Source organism: Micromonospora sp. NPDC003816 (assembly GCF_042874705.1).
Taxonomy (GTDB): Bacteria; Actinomycetota; Actinomycetes; order Mycobacteriales; family Micromonosporaceae; genus Micromonospora.
On record NZ_JBIANP010000004.1, the window covers coordinates 356,677 to 374,217 of the forward strand.

The window sequence follows — 17,541 nt, forward strand, 5'->3', positions numbered from 1 at the left end:
TGCATGATGGAGTTGACGGTGAACGGTGTCGGACGCCATGTGTCGGACGAGGTCACGGTCGCCGAACTGGTCCGCGACGTGACCCCGCAACCGCGCGGCGTCGCGGTGGCGGTCAACGGCGAGGTGGTGCCGCGGACCGACTGGCCGGCGACGGTGCTGCGGGGCGGCGACCGGGTCGAGGTGCTCAGCGCCGCCCAGGGCGGGTGAGCAGGATGGACCGCACACCGTCGACGGACGGGCCCGAGGTGGACGCCGGCACGAAGGGCTTCGAGCTGGGCGGGGCCCGGTTCGGCTCCCGGCTGGTCCTGGGCACCGGCGGGGCCGCCAACCTGCACGTGCTGGAGCAGGCGATCCGCGCCTCCGGCACCGAGCTGGTCACGCTGGCCCTGCGCCGGGTGGACACCGTCGCGGTCGGCTCGGGCGGCCTGCTCGACCTGCTGGACCGCTGTGGCGTACGTCTGCTGCCGAACACGGCCGGCTGCTACACCGCAGGTGAGGCGGTGAAGGTGGCCCGGCTGGCGCGGGACGCGTTCGACACCGACTGGGTCAAACTTGAGGTGATCGGCGACGAGCGCACGCTGCTGCCCGACGGGGTGGAGCTGCTGCGCGCCGCCGAGGAACTGGTCGACGACGGGTTCACCGTGCTGCCGTACACGTCGGACGATCCGGTGCTGGCCCGGCGGCTGGCCGACGTGGGTTGCGCTGCGGTGATGCCGGCCGGCGCGCCGATCGGCTCCGGGCTGGGCGTCAACAACCCGCACCACATCCGGCTGATCCGTCAGGACGTGACGGTCCCGGTGATCCTCGACGCGGGCATCGGCACTGCCTCGGACGCGGCCCTGGCCATGGAGCTGGGCTGTGACGCGGTCCTGCTGGCCAGCGCCGTCACCCGGGCCGAGGACCCGGTCGCGATGGCCACCGCGATGCGGTACGCGATCGAGGCGGGCCGCCTCGCGTACGGCGCGGGACGTATACCGCGTCGCTTCCACGCGCTCGCCTCCACGCCCGACGACGGTCGACCAGACCTGTGACCCGCCACGTCGCCGATCCTGGTGTTGACCCGCCCCTCCAGGAGACTCTTCGTACCAAGCTCCAGCTGGTCTCGGGTGTGGTGCTGTTGACGGATCGCCGGGCGGCGCGGGGGGACCTGCGCGATGTGGTGGCGCAGGCGGTCGCCGGGGGAGTGCGGTGCGTGGTGCTGCGCGAGAAGGACCTGCCGCGTGTCGAGCGCCTGGTGCTCGCCGCCGAGCTGCGACCGATCCTGGCCGAGGCGGGCGGCACCCTGATCGTCGCCGGCCCCGACCCGCTCCTGCCCGAGACCGAGCCCGCCCCGCGGATCCCCAGCACCTTCGGCGGGGCATTCGTCGCGCTCCACCTGCCGGCCGCCGGCCCGTACCCGCCACCCGTCGCCGACCTGGTCGGCCGCTCCTGCCACGACGAGGCGGAGCTGGACCGACTCACCACCGAGGACTACGTGACCCTGTCACCGGTCTTTCCCACCCGCAGCAAGCCCGGTTACGGCCCACCGCTGGGCCCCGACGGCCTGGCCGCCCTGGTGGGTCGCAGCCCCGTGCCCGTTCTCGCTCTGGGCGGCATCGAGACTCCCGCACAGGTCCGGGCCTGCGTGGAGGCCGGCGCCATCGGTGTGGCCGTGCAAGGCGCCATCATGCGCGCCCGAGACCCCCACCAGGTCGCCACCACCCTCACCACCGCCCACCACGAGCTTCTCCAGACGACTTCGCCCCGGACCCCCCACCGCAGCGACCGCGCCCCCACCACCCCGGCCCAGCGATGACCCCCACCCCGCCAGCCTCTCCCAAGGCAGGACACCCGAAGCGGCCACCTATCCGTCCCGACGGGCGACGCCCACCACGGGGCTGCGGCCGACCGTGCCCACGCAGGGATCAAGCCTGACCGCCCGGAGTGGGCACGGTCGGCCGCAGCCCTGAACCGCAACCCAGAACAAGCAAGAACAAGCAAAGAACCAAGCCAAGAGGAGACACGTGACAACCCCGACCACCGTGCTCACCGTCGCCGGCTCGGACTCCGGTGCCGGTGCCGGCATCCAGGCCGACCTCAAGGTCTTCGCCGCGCTCGGTGCGTACGGCACGAGTGTGCTCACCGCAGTGACCGCGCAGAACACCCGGGGGGTGGACGCGGTCCTGCCGTTGCCGCCGCAGATGGTCAGCGACCAGTTGGACAGTGTGTTGTCCGACTTCGAGGTGCGCGCGGTCAAGACCGGGATGCTCGGTACGCCGGCGGTGGCGCAGGCGATCGCCGAGGCGGCGGCGGCCGGTCGGCTGCCGCAACTCGTGGTCGACCCGGTGCTGGTCGCCACCAGTGGACATCGTCTCGGCGTGGTGGAGGCGGTGGAGCGGCTGTTGCCGTACGCCCGGGTGGCGACGCCGAACAGCGCGGAGGCCGCCGCCCTCACCGGGGCGCCGGTGACCGGCGTGGCGGAGATGACGGCGGCGGCGCGGGCGCTGGCGGCGGGCGGAGCCGAGTGGGTGATCGTGACCGGCGGTGACGTGGACACCGGCGATGAGGCGGTGGACGTGCTGCACGGTCCGGACGGCACGACGGTGCTGCGGGCCCCACGGGTGCCGACCCGGCACACGCACGGCACCGGTTGTTCGTTCTCGGCGGCGACCGCCGTGCGGCTGGCACTGGGCGACCCGGTGCCGGCGGCGGTCGCCGCCGCCAAGGAGTACGTCACCCGCGCGCTGGCCGGTGCGCGGGACTGGGAGTTGGGCGCGGGACGCGGCCCGATGGACCACTTCGGCTGGTCCGCTTAGGCGAGGGAGGCTGTCATGCAGGCACGTCGCAAGGTCTATGTCGAGGGTTCGCGACCGGACGTCCGGGTGCCGTTCGCGGAGGTCGAGCTGACCGGGGACAACCCGCCGGTCCGGCTCTACGACACCGCCGGGCCGGGCTCGGACCCGGAGGTCGGTCTGCCGCCGTTGCGGGGATCGTGGATCGCCGAGCGGGGGGACGTCGCCCCGGTACGCGGTGCCGGAACCCCGTTGGGCGGGGCGGACGGCAACCGTCCCACGCAGCTCGCGTACGCGCGGGCCGGGGTCGTCACGCCCGAGATGGAGTTCGTGGCGATCCGGGAGGGGATGGCACCGGAGTTCGTCCGGGACGAGATCGCTGCCGGTCGGGCGGTGCTGCCGCTGAACATCAACCACCCGGAGTGCGAGCCGGCGATCATCGGCAAGGCGTTCCTGGTCAAGGTCAACGCCAACATCGGCACCTCGGCGGTGACCTCCTCGGTGGCCGAGGAGGTCGAGAAGTTGACCTGGGCCACCCGGTGGGGCGCGGACACCGTGATGGACCTGTCCACCGGCAAGCGCATCCACGAGACCCGCGAGTCGATCGTGCGCAACTCGCCGGTGCCGATCGGTACGGTGCCGATCTATCAGGCGCTGGAGAAGGTCGGCGGCGACCCGGTGAAGCTGACCTGGGAGGTGTTCCGGGAGACCGTGATCGAGCAGGCCGAGCAGGGCGTGGACTACATGACGGTGCACGCCGGGGTGCTGCTGCCGTACGTGCCGCTGGCGGTCAACCGGGTGACCGGCATCGTGTCGCGGGGCGGATCGATCATGGCGGCCTGGTGCCTGGCGCACCACGAGGAGAACTTCCTCTACACGAACTTCCGGGAGCTGTGCGAGATCCTGGCGCGCTACGACGTGACGTTCTCGCTCGGCGACGGGTTGCGGCCGGGCTCGATCGCGGACGCCAACGACGAGGCCCAGTTCGCCGAGCTGCGGACGCTGGGCGAGCTGACCCGGATCGCCTGGGAGTACGACGTGCAGGTGATGATCGAGGGGCCGGGCCACGTGCCGATGCACAAGATCAAGGAGAACGTGGACCTCCAGCAGGAGTGGTGCCACGAGGCGCCGTTCTACACGCTCGGTCCACTGACCACCGACGTCGCGCCCGCGTACGACCACATCACCTCGGCCATCGGCGCGGCGATGATCGGCATGTTCGGCACCGCGATGCTCTGCTACGTCACGCCCAAGGAGCACCTGGGGCTGCCGGATCGTGACGACGTCAAGGCGGGGGTCATCGCGTACAAGATCGCGGCGCACGCGGCGGACCTGGCCAAGGGGCACCCGGGCGCGCAGGCCTGGGACGACGCGCTCTCCAAGGCGCGGTTCGAGTTCCGGTGGGAGGACCAGTTCAACCTCTCGCTCGACCCGGAGACGGCACGGTCGTACCACGACGCCACGCTGCCCGCCGAGCCGGCGAAGACCGCGCACTTCTGCTCGATGTGCGGGCCGAAGTTCTGCTCCATGAAGATCAGTCAGGACCTCAAGGAGTACGCCGCCCGGGGCATGCAGGACAAGTCCGAGGAGTTCCTCGCCTCCGGCGGGCGGGTGTACCTGCCGCTGGCCTGACGATCGTCCCGGCTACTCCCGGTGGTGCCGGCCGGTCGGCCGCAGTCGGCGGCGGGTCTCCTTCGGCAGCGGCTCGTCCTCGATCGACGGGCGACCGAGTCCGGCCACCCAGTCGACGTACTCCTCGTCCTGCGCGGCGAGCGGTTCCTCCTGCTCCGCGGGCTCGGTCTCCGCGGGGCGGGGCCGGCTGCGCCGGAACAGTCCCCGGCGGCCCTTCTCCCGCTCGTGCTCCGGCGCGGCAGGCTCGGCACGGGGGACGGGCGGTTTGGTGAACGCGGCCGTCAGGTCGCGGGCGGCTGCCGCCGGGTCGGTGGAGACCGCCGGAGCGGCACTGGCGAAGGCCGCCGAGACGTCCCGGGCGGCTGCCGCCGGGTCGGGCCCGGTGGTGGAGTCGACCCGGTCGGCGGCGTCGTCCGACGGTCCGTCGGTGCCCGATCCGGTCGGCGGCGCGGTCTCGTCGGCCGGGTCGGGGCGGCGGGCCGGTGCGAAGGCGTTCCAGGACTCCGTCGTGTTCAGGTCGGGCAACGGGAGGCGGTGTCGGGGCCAGGGTGCGGTCTCCGGCCCTTCCGCCGGACGGGCCGCCGGTGTCACCGCCGTGTCCGGCAGACCGCCGTCGGTCGGTACCCCGTCGTCGTGCGCCGACGCGGGATCGGCGCCCGGCGGCACGGGCACGGTGTCGGCGGAATCCGTACCGCCGCTCTGGTTCGGCCCGGCCCAGGGCGGCGGCGTGTACGCGCTCGGGCTCGGATCGTCGAACGGGCTCGACGACCGGGCCTGGTCGCCGGACCGGGTTGCCGGCACGGCCCGGTTCGGCGGTTCGGCGAGGGGACGTGGCGTGCGGGTACGCCCGGGTGCCCGGCCCGCCGTCGGGGTGAGGTCACCGCCGTCGCCGACCGGGTCGGGCCCACCTGACGACGGCCCGTTGATCGCGCCGGTCATCGGCTGGTCCGGACGTTCGGGACCGTTCGGCAGCGGGTCCGTCGCCTGGACGGCGAGGGCCGGTGTGCCGAGAGTGTCCAGGTCGACGGCGGTGGGCCGGGTGGCGCCGGGGCCGGCGTCGGTGACCGCGCCGTGGTCGGAGGTCGTGGTCGCGTCGCGGTCGGCCGTGGTCGCGTCGTGGTCGGTCTCGGGCGTCTCGTGGTCGGCACCGATGGCGGAATCGGGGGCCGCGTCGGAGACGTCGCCGCGAGCGGCGCCGACGGAGAGGGGACCAGCAGCGGTGGAGCCGGTGTCCGCGTCCGACTCGTCCGGTCGTCCGCTGCCCGACGGGGTGCCGCTGGTCGACGGGGTGCCGGTGGTCGACGGGGTGCCGGTGGTCGAGTCCGCCACTGCGGCGGAGGAAGTCCCGTCGGCGGCCGATGCGAGGTCGCCGTCGATGGTCGGGCCGGCGGCGATCGGGACGCCGGGCCTCGGCGAGGTGCCGGTCGGCGGTCCGTCCGGCGTGGCGGGTACCGGGGGAGCGGGCTCGCCGGGCCAGTGCCAGTGCGGTGGCGACACGTCGCCCGTGGCCGACAGGCCGGGGCTGGTGTGCGTACCGCCGGGTGGGTCGGCCACCACGACGGCCCCGGCGGCGGCCCCGGTGCCGGCCGGACGGTCGGCGGGACGCGCGGCCGACGTCGGCAGGGTGGGGGCGGCCGGCAGAGGTTGCAGGATCGCGGTCGGTTCGATGGCGGTCCCGGCGCTGTCGGCGGTGTCGCGGTCGAGGACGGCGAGGGGGAGCAGCGCGGCGGCGGCCGACCCGAGGGCACCGACCGCGACCGTGATCAGGGCGCCGTAGTAGGGCGCGAGCTGGTATCGATCGCTCGCGTCGCCAGGACCGGCGGCCAGGTAGGCGAACGCCACCAGGATCGGCCCGGCCACCCCGCTCGGGCCGCTGATCAGCGGCGGCTGCCCGCGCCACCGCGCCAGGGCGCCGGTCGCGGCACCGGCCAGCAGTCCGATCAGCGGCAGGAGCAGCAGGGCCAACCGCTGCGCCGCGTCGGCGGAGAGCCAACTCGGTTCCAGCACGCCGAGGCGTACCGGGGTCAGTGGCCCGGTCGCGGCCAGCGACGGTGCGACGGACAGCAGCGCCAGCAGCCACACCGCGCCGGCGATGCCGGCCATGTTCCAGGCGAAGGCCGGCCGGAGCAGGGCGGCCAGCGCGGCGCCCGCGCCGACCACCGCACCGAGGACGGCGCAGATGGCGACGGCCCAGACCGGGTCGACCGAGACGAGTTCGACGGCGCGGGCCGGTCGCATGCACAGCGGCGCCACCACGACGGCTCCCAGCGCGGCGCTGCACGCCACGGCCAGTTGACGATGCGTACCGGTGAGCCCACCGTGGCGCTCGGCGAGACGTTCGGTGAGTACGGCGCCGACGACGGCGGCGTTCGCCGCGAACCACCCGGCCCAGACGAGTTGGGCCGGCCACTGGTTGACTGTGGTGCCGGTGAAGGCGCCGGTGAGGCGGAGAATGCCGAAGCCGAAGGCGACGCCCAGCTGACCGGCGGCGGCCAGCAGGCTGACGCCGAACGCCGTGAGCAGTAGCCGGCTCAAGGTCCGATGGGCCATGGTCGGCACGTTACGGTCCGTGGCGGCCGATCGCCACCGGCGCGCCGTGGGACGGCTGCTACCTGCGTCCGGCGGGTCTACTTGAGCTCGACCAGGCGAGCCAGGTATGTCGTGTCCCCGACGTTGGTCAGCATGTGCACCGCGCCCGGGTCGCGGTAGACCACGCCGCCGGTCGGCTCGTCCGCGTCGATCGTGGTGCCGTCGATGGTCTGCACCACGTTCTTCGCACCCTGCACCGCCACCACCAGATAGGGGTGGTCGTGCCGGTGCAGCGGCTGCCGCTCGCCCGGCTCCAGCCGGATGTGCCAGACCCGGACCCGGTCGTTCTCGAAGACGACCTCCTGGCCCACCGGGCCGAGCGTGGGCAGGTCGAGGGGGGTCTCGGTCATCGGGTTCCCTCCAGTCGGGGCAGCACCTCGGCCGCGATCAGCTCCAGGTGGTCCAGGTCGTCGAGGTCGACCAACCGCAGGTGTACGCGGGCGGTGCCGACGGCCGCGAACTCGCCGATCCGGTCGACCAGTTGTTCCGGAGAGCCGACCACCGCCTCCTCGGGTGGGAGGGCGCTGGTCACGTGCAGTGGTGCCGCCCGTCGTCGGGCCTGGGCGTCGGTGCGTCCGATCGCCACCACGATGCCGGCGGAGAGCACCAGCGGTGCCCGGCCGGTGCCGGCGCGGTCGACCCGGTCGCACGCCTCGCGTACCCGCTCGTAGGACTCCGCGGTCCGGGCGACGTCGGTGAAGGGCACGTTGAACTCGTCGGCGAAGCGGGCCGCCAGGTCCGGGGTGCGCTTGGGACCGCGTCCGCCGATGATGATCGGCGGCCCCGGGGTCTGCACCGGCTTGGGCAGCGCCGGGGCGTCCACCAACTGGTAGTGGTCGCCGCTGTAGCTGTACGTGCTGCCCGACGGGGTCCGCCACAGTCCGGTGAGTACGTCGAGCTGCTCGGTGAGCCGGTCGAAGCGTTCGCTGGTGCCGGGGAACGGGATGCCGTACGAGGTGTGCTCGCGGGCGTACCATCCGGCGCCGATGCCCAGCTCGACCCGGCCGCCGCTCATCTGGTCCACCTGGGCCACCATCACCGCGAGCGGACCGGGCAGCCGGAAGGTCGCGGAGGTGACCAGGGTGCCGAGCCGGATCCGGCTGGTCTCCCGGGCGAGCGCGGCGAGCGTCAGCCAGGCGTCGGTCGGGCCGGGCAGCGCCGGCGCGTCACTCATCGACTGGTAGTGGTCGGCGCGGAGGAATGCCTCGAAACCGCCGTCCTCGGCGAGTCGGGCGAAGCGGAGCTGGTCGTCGTAGCTGGCACCCCGGTGCGGTTCGGTGAAGACGGTGACCCGCATGGTCACCGCCGCGTACCGGCGGTCGCGGGGTGGTCCCGCTCCATGAGCAGCTCGTGCAGGTCGGCGCTGACCTGGGCGACCTCCGCCAGGTGCGCGTGGCGGCCGAGGGTGCGGGGGCGGGGGATGGCCACGTCGACGATCTTGCGGACCCGGCCGGGGCGCGGACTGAGCACGATCACCCGGTCGGCCAGGAGTACCGCCTCGTCGATGGAGTGGGTGACGAAGACGACCGTGGCCCGGCTGCGCATGTGCACCCGCTGCAACTCCCCGGACAGTTCCTCCCGGGTGAGCGCGTCCAGCGCGGAGAAGGGCTCGTCCATCAGCATCACGCGGGGGTCGCCGATCAGGGACCGGCAGAGCGACACCCGCTGCTGCATGCCGCCGGACAGCTCGTGCGGCAGCCGCTTCTCGAAACCGGCCAGCCCGGCCACGTCGAGTAGTTGCCGGGCACGGTCCCGGTAGTCGGCGCGCTTCCAGCCGAAGATCTCCACCGGCAGCAGGACGTTGTCCAGCACGGTGCGCCACGGCAGCAGAGCCGGCCGCTGGAACAGCATGGCGATGTCGCGGCGCGGCTTGGTGACCGTCTCGCCACCCACGGTGATCTCGCCGGAGGTGACCGGGATCAGACCGGCGATCAGCCGGAGCAGGGTCGACTTGCCGCAGCCGGAGCGACCGAGGATGGCGACGAACTCGCCGTCGGCCACGTCGAGGTTGATGCCGCGCAGCGCCTCCACGCGGCCACTACGGCCGTCGAAGGTGCGCGAAACCTCGGACAGGCGGATCATCCGACGGCCTCCCTGAGTGAGTAGTCAGGATTCCGCCCAAAGGTTAGCGGTCTCCACCGTTATCTCACCGTCCGGGGTGGAGATGAGTTGTTTCCGTTCCGCAACCCGGTATGCCTGGCGTCGCAAAGGTGAGGTTCTCGTACGCTGTGCCCGCGAAGAGTCCCCTCGATACGCGGTGTCGGCTTCCGTCCCGGCTGCCGGTACCGCCCCAACATCCCCTCCCGGAGGCCCGCGACGCCTCCGGTGGGAAAGGACAAGGTGTACTGATGAGAAGGCTGACCCGTACGGTCGCCGCGGCCACGATGGCCACCGCGCTCGCCCTGGTCTCCGCGTGCGGCAGCGGCTCGGACGACGCTGACGACAACGTCGGCTCCTCGATGGAGCAGGTGACCTACCTCACCTCGTTCGGCAACTTCGGGCGTGACGCCTACGCCTGGGTGGCGAAGGAGAAGGGCTTCTTCAAGGACGCCGGCTTCGACGTGGACATCAAGCCCGGCCAGGGCACCAACGCCGTGATCCAGACGATCGTCGGCGGTCAGGCGCAGTTCGGCCCGATCGACCTGACCGGTGGTCTGCTCCAGCTCGGCAACGGCCAGGCCAAGGACTTCGTCGCGGTGGCGGCGATCCAGCAGCGCACGATGGCCGCCATCGCGACCGTCGAGGGCACCGGCATCAGCACGCCGAAGGACCTGGAGGGCAAGAAGCTCGCCGACACCCCCGGCTCGGTCGTCCGGAACCTCTTCCCGACGTACGCGCGGATGGCCGGCATCGACTACGACAAGGTGACCTGGGTCAACGGTGACGCCCAGACCCTGATGGGCACGCTGGCCTCCGGCTCGGTGGACGGCATCGGCCAGTTCGTCGTCGGTCAGCCCACCATCGAGGCGGTGACCAAGAAGAAGGCCGTCCTGCTGCCGTACAGCAACGTGATGCAGGACCTCTACGGCAACGTGCTGATCACTTCGAAGCAGGTCGCCACCGAGAAGCCGGAGATGGTCAAGCGGTTCACCGCGGCCCTGCTCAAGGGCCTGGAGTACGCCCTGGAGAACCCGCAGGAGGCCGCCGAGATCCTGGCCAAGAACGTCGAGGCCGTGGTGCCCGCCGCTGCCGCCGCCGAGCTGCAGCTGATGGCCGGGTACGTCCGGTCGAGCAACTCCGGTACCGCTCTGGGCACGCTGGACAGTGGCCGGGTGGCCAAGAGCATCGCGATCCTGCGCGGTGCCGGTGCGCTGAAGTCCGACCTCAGCCCGGACCAGATCATCGACTTCAACCTGGCCCCCAAGGCCTGAGGTCGACCAGTCCGTTCCAGTTCCACCGCGGGGTACGCCGTGCCGGACAGCCGGTACGGCGTACCCCGATCCCGCGTCTGACCACCCGAACCGCAGGAGGATCCGATGACCGACGTCCGCTCACGGCAGCCGGAGGCGACGCCCGCCCCGGAGCCGGCCCCGGCCGCACCGCGTGGCCGGCGGTGGCGGCCGGGAGACCTGCGGGACGGCGCGACGTCCGCGCTGCTGCCAGCCGCCGGCCTGCTGATCGCCTTCAGTGTGTGGTGGCTGGTCGCCCGGCTGGAGCTGGTCCACCCGGCGGCCCTGCCGCCTCCCGGCGACGTGCTGACCGCGTTCCGCATGGGGCAGGACCGACTGCTCGAACACACCGTCACCACCACCGGCGAGATCCTGCTCGGCTTCCTGCTCTCGGCGGTGGCGGGTGTGCTGATCGGACTGTCGTTGGCCGCCTCGCGGACGGTCGAGCGGATGTTCACCCCGCTGCTGGTCGCCGTCAACGCGGTCCCGAAGATCACCCTGGGCCCGCTGCTGGTGGTGGCGCTCGGTTGGGGTCAGAAGCCCATCCTGACGATGGTCTTCCTGCTCTGCTTCTTCCCGATCGTGCTCTCCACCGCGACCGGCCTGACCACCACCTCGGCCGAGCTGGCCGAGCTGGTCCGGTCCTGGAACGCCTCCCGCTGGCAGGCGTTCCGCAAGGTCCGCTTCCCGGCCGCGCTGCCGCAGATCTTCGTCGGGCTCAAGGTCGCCATGCCGCTGGCCGCGATCGGCGCGGTGATCGGCGAGTTCCAGGCCGGTGAGGGTGGTCTCGGCTTCGTCATCCAGCAGTACGCGGGCATCGGTGACACCGCTACGGCGTGGGCGGCGATCATCCTCGTCGCCCTGGTCAGCATCCTGCTGTACACCGTGCTGGTGCTCGTCGAGCGTCGCAGCCTGCCCTGGGTGCGCGAGACCACCTCCAGCCGCTGACCCGGCTCAGCCGGCCAGACGCCACCGGCCGTTCCGGGCGACCAGCGTGGTGAGCGCCTGCGGCATCAGCCCGGAGTGGTTGTCCGGCGTCATCCGGATCGGTCCGGACAGGCCGTCCAACTGGGACGTCTCCAGCACGTCGCGGAGGCCGTCACGGTCGACCTGTCCGGCCGGGCCGCCGGAGCGCAGCTCGGCGTCGGCGATGAGCTGGACGGCGTCCGCCGCGAAGGAGGACGAGCCGTGGTAGCCGCCGAAGCGGGCGGTGTAGTCCTGGAACCACTGGCGGCGGGCGGCCTTCGCCGGGGTGGTCGCGATGACGTCGTCGATCACCATGGTCTGGGTGAACACCAGGGTCGCCCGCTCCACCGCCCGCGAGGCCGACCCGAGGAAGAGGTCACCGGCCGCGGCGGCGTCGAGATAGAGCGCCCCGGAGAAGTTGGCCCGCTTCACTGCTGCGGCGGCGAGCATGGCCTGCTCCGGCGAGGTCCAGATGATGATCCCCTCCGGGTTGGCGGCGGCCAGCGTGCTGGCCTGCCCGTCCACCTCGGTGTCCGTGGCCCGGACCGAGGCCTGGGCCACCACCTGGATGCCGGCGTTGTCGAACTCGCGCTGCAGCGCGGTGACACCCTCCCGGCCGTACGTGTCCTCGGTGTGCAGAATGCCGATCGTGTCGATGCTGCGGCGGCGCAGTTCGACGGTGAGCGCGTCGGCACTGTCGGCTGCGTTCGGTGCCAATTTGAACACGTACCGTCGTTCTGCGACCGGACTCGTGATGGCGCCCGCCGCGGCGAGCGCGATGGTCGGGATCTGCTTTTCGTTGATGGTGCGCACCGCGCCGACCGCGCATTCGTTGCAGCCGCCCATGATGATGGCGCTGACCGCCGAATCGTTGCTGAAGTCCGCGATGTTTCGCAGCGACTCACTGGCGTCGGAACGATTGTCCTTCACCCGCAGATCGATCGACCGGCCGTTCAGCGCACCCGAGGCGTTCAACTGTTCGACCTTGAGTTCCAGTGCCTGCCGGTACGCCTTGCCGACCCCGGCCGCTGCTCCGGAGAGCTCCAGGTCGGCGGCGATGACGATCGGGCTCGTGTCCCTCGCCTCTCCGCCGAACTGGCAGCCGGCGAGCATGGAGGCCAGCAGGGTGGATGCGAGCGCCGTGGCGGTCGCGGAGCGGAAGGGGGTCAACTCAGTCCTCCTGGTGTGGCGCGGGCGGGGCCCGGTCACTGGTGTCGGCGACCGTCCACTGTGGATAATTGGGAAGGGTCTGCCGTACCGTGTGCGCGAAGCCTGCAAAACCTTGCCAATGCCGGGCGCTGCGGTCAAGCGGGACCACTGGAGGCGTTTCGGGACGCCGATCCCACATGTTGGGGTAACCAGATGTTTTCCGTTGCTCACTGTGGCGACATGCTTCGCCACTCTGGAGTTACATGCCCTGATCAGGGCGCTGTGGAAATGTAGGTATTAGTTGACCGGATCACGGGATGCGCGACGTCCGACCGATTCCTGCCCGCCTGCGGCTTCCCAAACACGATCTCGTCTGATGAAATCGCGGCCGTGCCGCGCGTGGCGCTGGCCGTCGCTCCATGCACGGATCGACGGGCCAGGCGTGGAGAAAACGACGGAGGCGATGTCGTGAGCACCGGACCGACGACCCTGCCCGCCAGCGGTGACGCCGTGCCGAAGGCGCCTCGCCGCCTGTTCCGGCTGCGTGACGCCCGGATCCGGTCCAAGCTGGCGCTGATTCTGGTCGTGCCGGTCGCCGCGGTCATCGCGCTGGCCACCGTCCGTCTCGTCTCTGTCGGCGAGGGCGCCTACGACGCCACCCAGGCCCGATCGCTGACCGCACTGTCCATCAACATCTCCGCGCTCACCAACGACCTGCACGCCGAACGGATGGCGGCAGCGGCCTACCTGGCCCAGCCGCAGCCGCAGGCCGACGCGTACAACCTGCGGGTCCGGCAGACCCAGCAGCGGATCGAGGCGTACCGCGCGGAGCGGTCCAAGGTCGGTGAGGTGCCCAGCGCGGTCGGCGACCGCCTACGGACCATCGACACGCACCTGGACACGCTGGACGGCACCCGGCAGGAGGTGCTCGACCGTTCGCAGATGGAGGTCGCCGAGGCGGCCCTGCGGTACGGCGTGGTCCTGTCCGACCTGGTCGCCTACGGCGACGGCCTGGCCCAGTTGCCGGGTGAGGAGCGGTTGGCCGACACCCGCCGCGCGGTGGCCGCCTTCGCCCGCGCGAAGGCCGCCGTCGCCGAGGAGGAGTCGATCGCCTTCACGGCGCTGACCCGTGGCCGGCTGGACAACGAACAGTTCTCCGCGTTCGTGGCCACCCTGACCGGCCAGCAGGAGGCGCTGCTGGCCTTCTCGCTGGCCGCCGACCCGGCCCAGCGGGCCCTGGTCGAGAGCACCGTCTCCGGTGACGCGGTGGTGCTGGCCGACCGGATCGCCACCGACATCAGCCGCTCGGTGGGCAACCGTTCGCCGGTCAGCGCGCAGGACGCCACCGCGGCGATCGGCGCGGTCAACGAGCTGATGCGCTGGGCCGAGATCGAGCTTCAGAACCAGTTGCTCGCCCAGGCCGAGCAGGCACGGACGGACGTCATCCGGCAGGCCATCGTCGAGTCGACGCTGGTGCTGCTCACCCTGATCATCGCGGTGACGCTGGCCGTGGTGCTGGCCCGTTCGCTGAACCACTCGCTGCGCCGGCTGCGTGAGGGTGCGCTCTCGGTGGCCAACCACGACCTGCCCGAGGCGGTGCGCCGCCTCCAGGGCATGGGCAACGTCAGCGACGGCAGCGTCGACGAGATCGTCCGCGAGGTACGCGACCCGATCCAGCTCAACAACCGCGACGAGGTGGGACAGGTCGCCCTGGCCTTCAACGTCGTACACCGTGAGGCGGTCCGGGTCGCGGCCGAACAGGCGGCCCTGCGGACCAGCGTCTCGGCGATGTTCCTCAACCTGGCCCGGCGCAGTCAGACCCTGGTCGACCGGATGATCGGTGAACTCGACGCGATCGAACGTGGCGAGGAGGACCCGAAGCGGCTCGCCCAGCTCTTCGAGCTCGACCACCTCGCCACCCGGATGCGCCGCAACGACGAGAACCTGCTGGTGCTGGCCGGCGCGGACTCGGCCGTGCCGCGTCGCGACGACGCGTTGCTGGTGGACGTGCTGCGCGCCGCGCAGTCCGAGGTGGAGCTCTACAACCGGATCGAGTTCGGCACCGTCGACACCGACGTCTCGGTGGCCGCGCACGCGGTCAACGACGTCGTGCGGCTGGTGGCCGAGCTGCTCGACAACGCCACCCGCTTCTCGCCGCCGAACACCACCGTGGTCGCCGACGGCCGCCGCATCCGCGACTACGTGCTCATCCAGATCGAGGACCGGGGCCTCGGGCTGAGCGACGAGCAGCTCGACTCGCTCAACCGCCGGCTCGCCGCGCCGTCCACCGTCGACGTGGCCGCCTTCCGGCTGATGGGTCTCGCGGTGGTCAGCCGCCTCGCGGCCCGCTACAGCATCCGGGTCGAGCTGCGCCGCAACGTCGAGGGCGGCACCGTGGCGCAGATCACCCTGCCGGCCTCGACGGTGATCCTGCCGAGCCTGCGGGGCCGCGACCAGATCACCCGGCCGCGTCAGCCGCTCGCCGTCGAGCAGACCCCGACGCCGCCGGCCCCCAGTGAGCCGCTCACCGGCACCGGTCGTACCAACCTCGCCACGTTGACCGAGCGGTGGCGCGACACCACCCCCTCGTCGGCGCCGTGGCCGACCGCGAACCCGGCCCCGACCCCGGAGCCGCCGGCCCCGCCGGCCCGTACCGCACCGCCCGCCTTCGCGGGGGGGTTCAACGCCGGCACGCCGACGGTCGCCCAGCCGTCACTCGATCCGCTGCCGCAGCGGAGCGCACCGCCCGCCGCCCGGCCCGACCCGGCGCTGCCGGCCGGTCCGGTCGCCGGGGCACCGATGAGCGCACCGACCGCGTTCGGTGTGGGTGCGACCCCGCAGACCGACACCCCCTTCCGTGGCTTGGGCGCCAGCCTGGCCGCCACGGCACCACAGGCCACCGCGCCGATCACCGCCCCGCCGGAACCCCAGGCCGAGGCGCCGATCTTCCGCGAGATGGAAGCGGTCTGGTTCCGTTCGCACGGCAACGACGCCACCGCCATCTTCAGCCGACCGCAGTTCGACGAGCCGCCGCAGCCGGCTGCCGGCCCACCCGCGCCGGCCGTCGAGCCGACTCGGGGACGGAGCCCGTTGCCCACACGTACACCCGGGGCGGCTGCCGCCGCGCAGCCCGCGCCGCCACCCGCGTACCAGTCGTCACCGGCCGCGTCGACCGCGACGACCGCCGCGACCACGCCACTGCCCACGGTGACTCCGCCCGCCGCGCCACCGCCGGCGGCACCGCCACCGGCCACCTCGGCCACGCCGCCCCCGGCGCCGTCGCCGGCGGCCCCGCAGGCCTCGGAGTCCGACGCCTGGCGGACCGCGGCCGACGACGGCTGGACGCGGGCCAGCAAGGCGGCCGAGCCGACCCCGGCCGGCACCACCCGGTCCGGACTGCCCAAGCGGGTGCCGCAGCAGCAGCTCGTCCCCGGTGGGATCGAGCCCCGCAGCGGACGTGAGCGCAGCCGCCGTACGCCGGACGAAGTACGCGGTCTGCTCTCGGCCTACCACCGTGGCGTGCAGCGCGGACGGACGGCCGGAGCGAGCCAGGACAGCACCTCGACCAAGGAGACGAGCCGATGAACAGGCCAGCGGCCATGCAGGACATGGGTTGGCTGCTCACCAACTTCGCCGACAGCGTGGCGGGTATCGCCCACGTGGTGGCGGTGTCCGCCGACGGACTGCTACTCGCTTCCTCCCGTGACCTGCCGGGGGACCGGGCGGACCAGCTCGCCGCGATCACCTCCGGCGTGGTGAGCCTGACCGAGGGCGCCGCGCGGATGTTCAGTGCCGGCGGGGTGCTGCAGACGGTCATCGAGATGGACAGCGGCTACCTGTTCCTGATGTCGATCAGCGACGGGTCGTCGATGGCCGTGCTCGCGGCGCGAAGCTGCGACGTCGGGCAGGTGGGCTACGAGATGGCACTGCTGGTCGAGCGGGTCGGCGCGGCGCTGGTGCCGCTGCCCCGGGACGCGGTGCGGTCATAACAGGGACAGGACCGGCGCAACCCCGCGCCGGTACGGAGGAGATCCGGTGGCGACATGCCGGCGGAGGGGAGAGGAGGTGATCGCGGATGGAGCAACACCGACGTGACCCGCGTGGTGCACTGGTGCGGCCGTACGCGGTCACCCGGGGACGGACCGAGCCGCGGCAGGACATCGCCTTGGAAGCGGTGCTGGTCGCCAGCCCCACCCAGATCGCCGAGTCGCGGTTTGCCGGGCATGACAAGCATCGCATCGCCATGGTCTGCGAGAGCCGGCCCGAATCGCTGGCGGAAATCGCCGCGTACACCCGGCTACCGCTGGGTGTCGCCCGGGTGTTGGTCGCCGACATGGTGGCCGAGGGCCTGTTGACGCTACAGACGGCCGCTCCCGCCACAGGTTTCGAGGAGCGGATGGAAATGCTGGGAAGGGTGCTGAGTGGACTTCGCGAGCTATGACCCCGCCGGGGCCCGCCAGAGCCGGGGAATCATCTCCGCGAAGATCGTCGTCGCGGGTGGCTTCGGTGTCGGCAAGACCACGTTGGTCGGGGCGATCTCGGAGATCACACCGCTGACCACCGAGGCGGTGATGACCGCGGCGGGCGTCGGTATCGACGACCCGTCCAAGGTGCCGGGCAAGGAGACCACCACGGTCGCCATGGACTTCGGCCGTATCACCATGGCACAGGACCTGATCCTGTACCTCTTCGGCACACCTGGGCAGACCCGGTTCTGGTTCATGTGGGACGAGATCATTCGGGGCGCGGTGGGTGCCACGGTGCTGGTGGACACCCGCCGGATCACCGACGCGTTCGCTCCGCTCGACTACTTCGAGAGCCGCAAGCTGCCGTACGTGGTCGCGCTGAACCGGTTCGACGGCGCGCAGCAGTACGAACTGGAGGAGGTCCGCGAGGCGCTGGCCATCTCGCCGGACGTACCGCTGGTGCTGACCGACGCCCGGCAGCGGGACTCGGTCAAGCGGGTGCTGATGACCGTCGTCGAGCACGCCATGGCGCGGTTGCAGGCCGAACACGACCGGGGCTTTCCGACCCCGGTGGGCTGA

16 protein-coding genes are annotated in these 17,541 nt (G+C 72.1%); 11 read left to right on the forward strand and 5 right to left on the reverse strand.

The window, feature by feature from the left end:
- Positions 1-6 precede the first annotated feature (6 nt).
- The 5 genes from thiS (at position 7) to thiC (ending at position 4,403) form a co-directional block, all read left to right on the forward strand.
- Complete coding sequence (gene thiS / locus ACFYTT_RS17375; RefSeq protein WP_131055157.1) at positions 7-207, forward strand: sulfur carrier protein ThiS; 201 nt, start codon at positions 7-9, stop codon at positions 205-207.
- A gap of 5 nt (positions 208-212) precedes the next feature.
- Positions 213-1,031, forward strand: a complete 819-nt coding sequence (locus tag ACFYTT_RS17380) for a thiazole synthase (protein WP_387260295.1) — start codon at positions 213-215, stop codon at positions 1,029-1,031.
- A gap of 65 nt (positions 1,032-1,096) precedes the next feature.
- Entirely contained in the window at positions 1,097-1,795 is a 699-nt protein-coding gene (locus ACFYTT_RS17385; protein ID WP_387260469.1) for a thiamine phosphate synthase, read from the forward strand.
- 208 nt (positions 1,796-2,003) lie between these two features.
- Positions 2,004-2,795 carry a bifunctional hydroxymethylpyrimidine kinase/phosphomethylpyrimidine kinase gene (gene thiD, locus ACFYTT_RS17390; RefSeq protein ID WP_131055161.1) on the forward strand — a complete coding sequence of 264 codons (792 nt, stop codon included), beginning with the start codon at positions 2,004-2,006 and terminating at the stop codon, positions 2,793-2,795.
- Between the two features lie 15 nt (positions 2,796-2,810).
- Positions 2,811-4,403, forward strand: a complete 1,593-nt coding sequence (thiC, locus tag ACFYTT_RS17395) for a phosphomethylpyrimidine synthase ThiC (RefSeq protein WP_387260299.1) — start codon at positions 2,811-2,813, stop codon at positions 4,401-4,403.
- 12 nt (positions 4,404-4,415) lie between these two features.
- On the opposite strand, the gene ACFYTT_RS17400 is transcribed toward thiC, so the two are convergent.
- From ACFYTT_RS17400 to ACFYTT_RS17415, 4 genes are all read right to left on the reverse strand, one after another.
- Positions 4,416-6,953, reverse strand: a complete 2,538-nt coding sequence (locus ACFYTT_RS17400; RefSeq protein WP_387260302.1) for a hypothetical protein — start codon at positions 6,951-6,953, stop codon at positions 4,416-4,418.
- 77 nt (positions 6,954-7,030) lie between these two features.
- Positions 7,031-7,342 (reverse strand): cupin, encoded by a 312-nt coding sequence (locus ACFYTT_RS17405; RefSeq protein ID WP_131056599.1) that lies wholly within the window; start codon positions 7,340-7,342, stop codon positions 7,031-7,033.
- The gene (locus ACFYTT_RS17410) at positions 7,339-8,289 is read right to left on the reverse strand and encodes an LLM class F420-dependent oxidoreductase (protein ID WP_176095232.1); all 951 of its coding nucleotides are present in this window, start codon (positions 8,287-8,289) and stop codon (positions 7,339-7,341) included. The genes ACFYTT_RS17405 and ACFYTT_RS17410 overlap by 4 nt, the downstream gene beginning before the upstream one ends.
- A 2-nt stretch (positions 8,290-8,291) precedes the next feature.
- Entirely contained in the window at positions 8,292-9,074 is a 783-nt protein-coding gene (locus ACFYTT_RS17415) for an ABC transporter ATP-binding protein (protein WP_131056597.1), read from the reverse strand.
- A gap of 266 nt (positions 9,075-9,340) precedes the next feature.
- On the opposite strand from ACFYTT_RS17415, the gene ACFYTT_RS17420 reads away from it, so the two are divergent.
- Positions 9,341-10,363: an ABC transporter substrate-binding protein gene (locus tag ACFYTT_RS17420; protein ID WP_131056595.1), complete on the forward strand. Its 1,023-nt coding sequence runs from the start codon at positions 9,341-9,343 to the stop codon at positions 10,361-10,363.
- Positions 10,364-10,468: 105 nt separating this feature from the next.
- Positions 10,469-11,329 carry an ABC transporter permease gene (locus ACFYTT_RS17425; protein WP_176095231.1) on the forward strand — a complete coding sequence of 287 codons (861 nt, stop codon included), beginning with the start codon at positions 10,469-10,471 and terminating at the stop codon, positions 11,327-11,329.
- Positions 11,330-11,335: 6 nt separating this feature from the next.
- On the opposite strand, the gene ACFYTT_RS17430 is transcribed toward ACFYTT_RS17425, so the two are convergent.
- Positions 11,336-12,517 carry an ABC transporter substrate-binding protein gene (locus tag ACFYTT_RS17430; RefSeq protein ID WP_131056511.1) on the reverse strand — a complete coding sequence of 394 codons (1,182 nt, stop codon included), beginning with the start codon at positions 12,515-12,517 and terminating at the stop codon, positions 11,336-11,338.
- 447 nt (positions 12,518-12,964) lie between these two features.
- Between ACFYTT_RS17430 and ACFYTT_RS17435 the strand changes: the two genes are divergently transcribed.
- The 4 genes from ACFYTT_RS17435 to ACFYTT_RS17450 all read left to right on the forward strand — a co-directional run bounded on the left by ACFYTT_RS17435 (position 12,965) and on the right by ACFYTT_RS17450 (position 17,541).
- Positions 12,965-16,081: a nitrate- and nitrite sensing domain-containing protein gene (locus ACFYTT_RS17435; RefSeq protein WP_387260307.1), complete on the forward strand. Its 3,117-nt coding sequence runs from the start codon at positions 12,965-12,967 to the stop codon at positions 16,079-16,081.
- Positions 16,078-16,485, forward strand: coding sequence for a roadblock/LC7 domain-containing protein (locus ACFYTT_RS17440; protein ID WP_007465177.1), 408 nt, complete (start codon positions 16,078-16,080; stop codon positions 16,483-16,485). The genes ACFYTT_RS17435 and ACFYTT_RS17440 overlap by 4 nt, the downstream gene beginning before the upstream one ends.
- An 86-nt stretch (positions 16,486-16,571) precedes the next feature.
- Positions 16,572-16,937: a DUF742 domain-containing protein gene (locus ACFYTT_RS17445; protein ID WP_117226208.1), complete on the forward strand. Its 366-nt coding sequence runs from the start codon at positions 16,572-16,574 to the stop codon at positions 16,935-16,937.
- Positions 16,918-17,541, forward strand: coding sequence for an ATP/GTP-binding protein (locus ACFYTT_RS17450; RefSeq protein WP_131055216.1), 624 nt, complete (start codon positions 16,918-16,920; stop codon positions 17,539-17,541). The genes ACFYTT_RS17445 and ACFYTT_RS17450 overlap by 20 nt, the downstream gene beginning before the upstream one ends.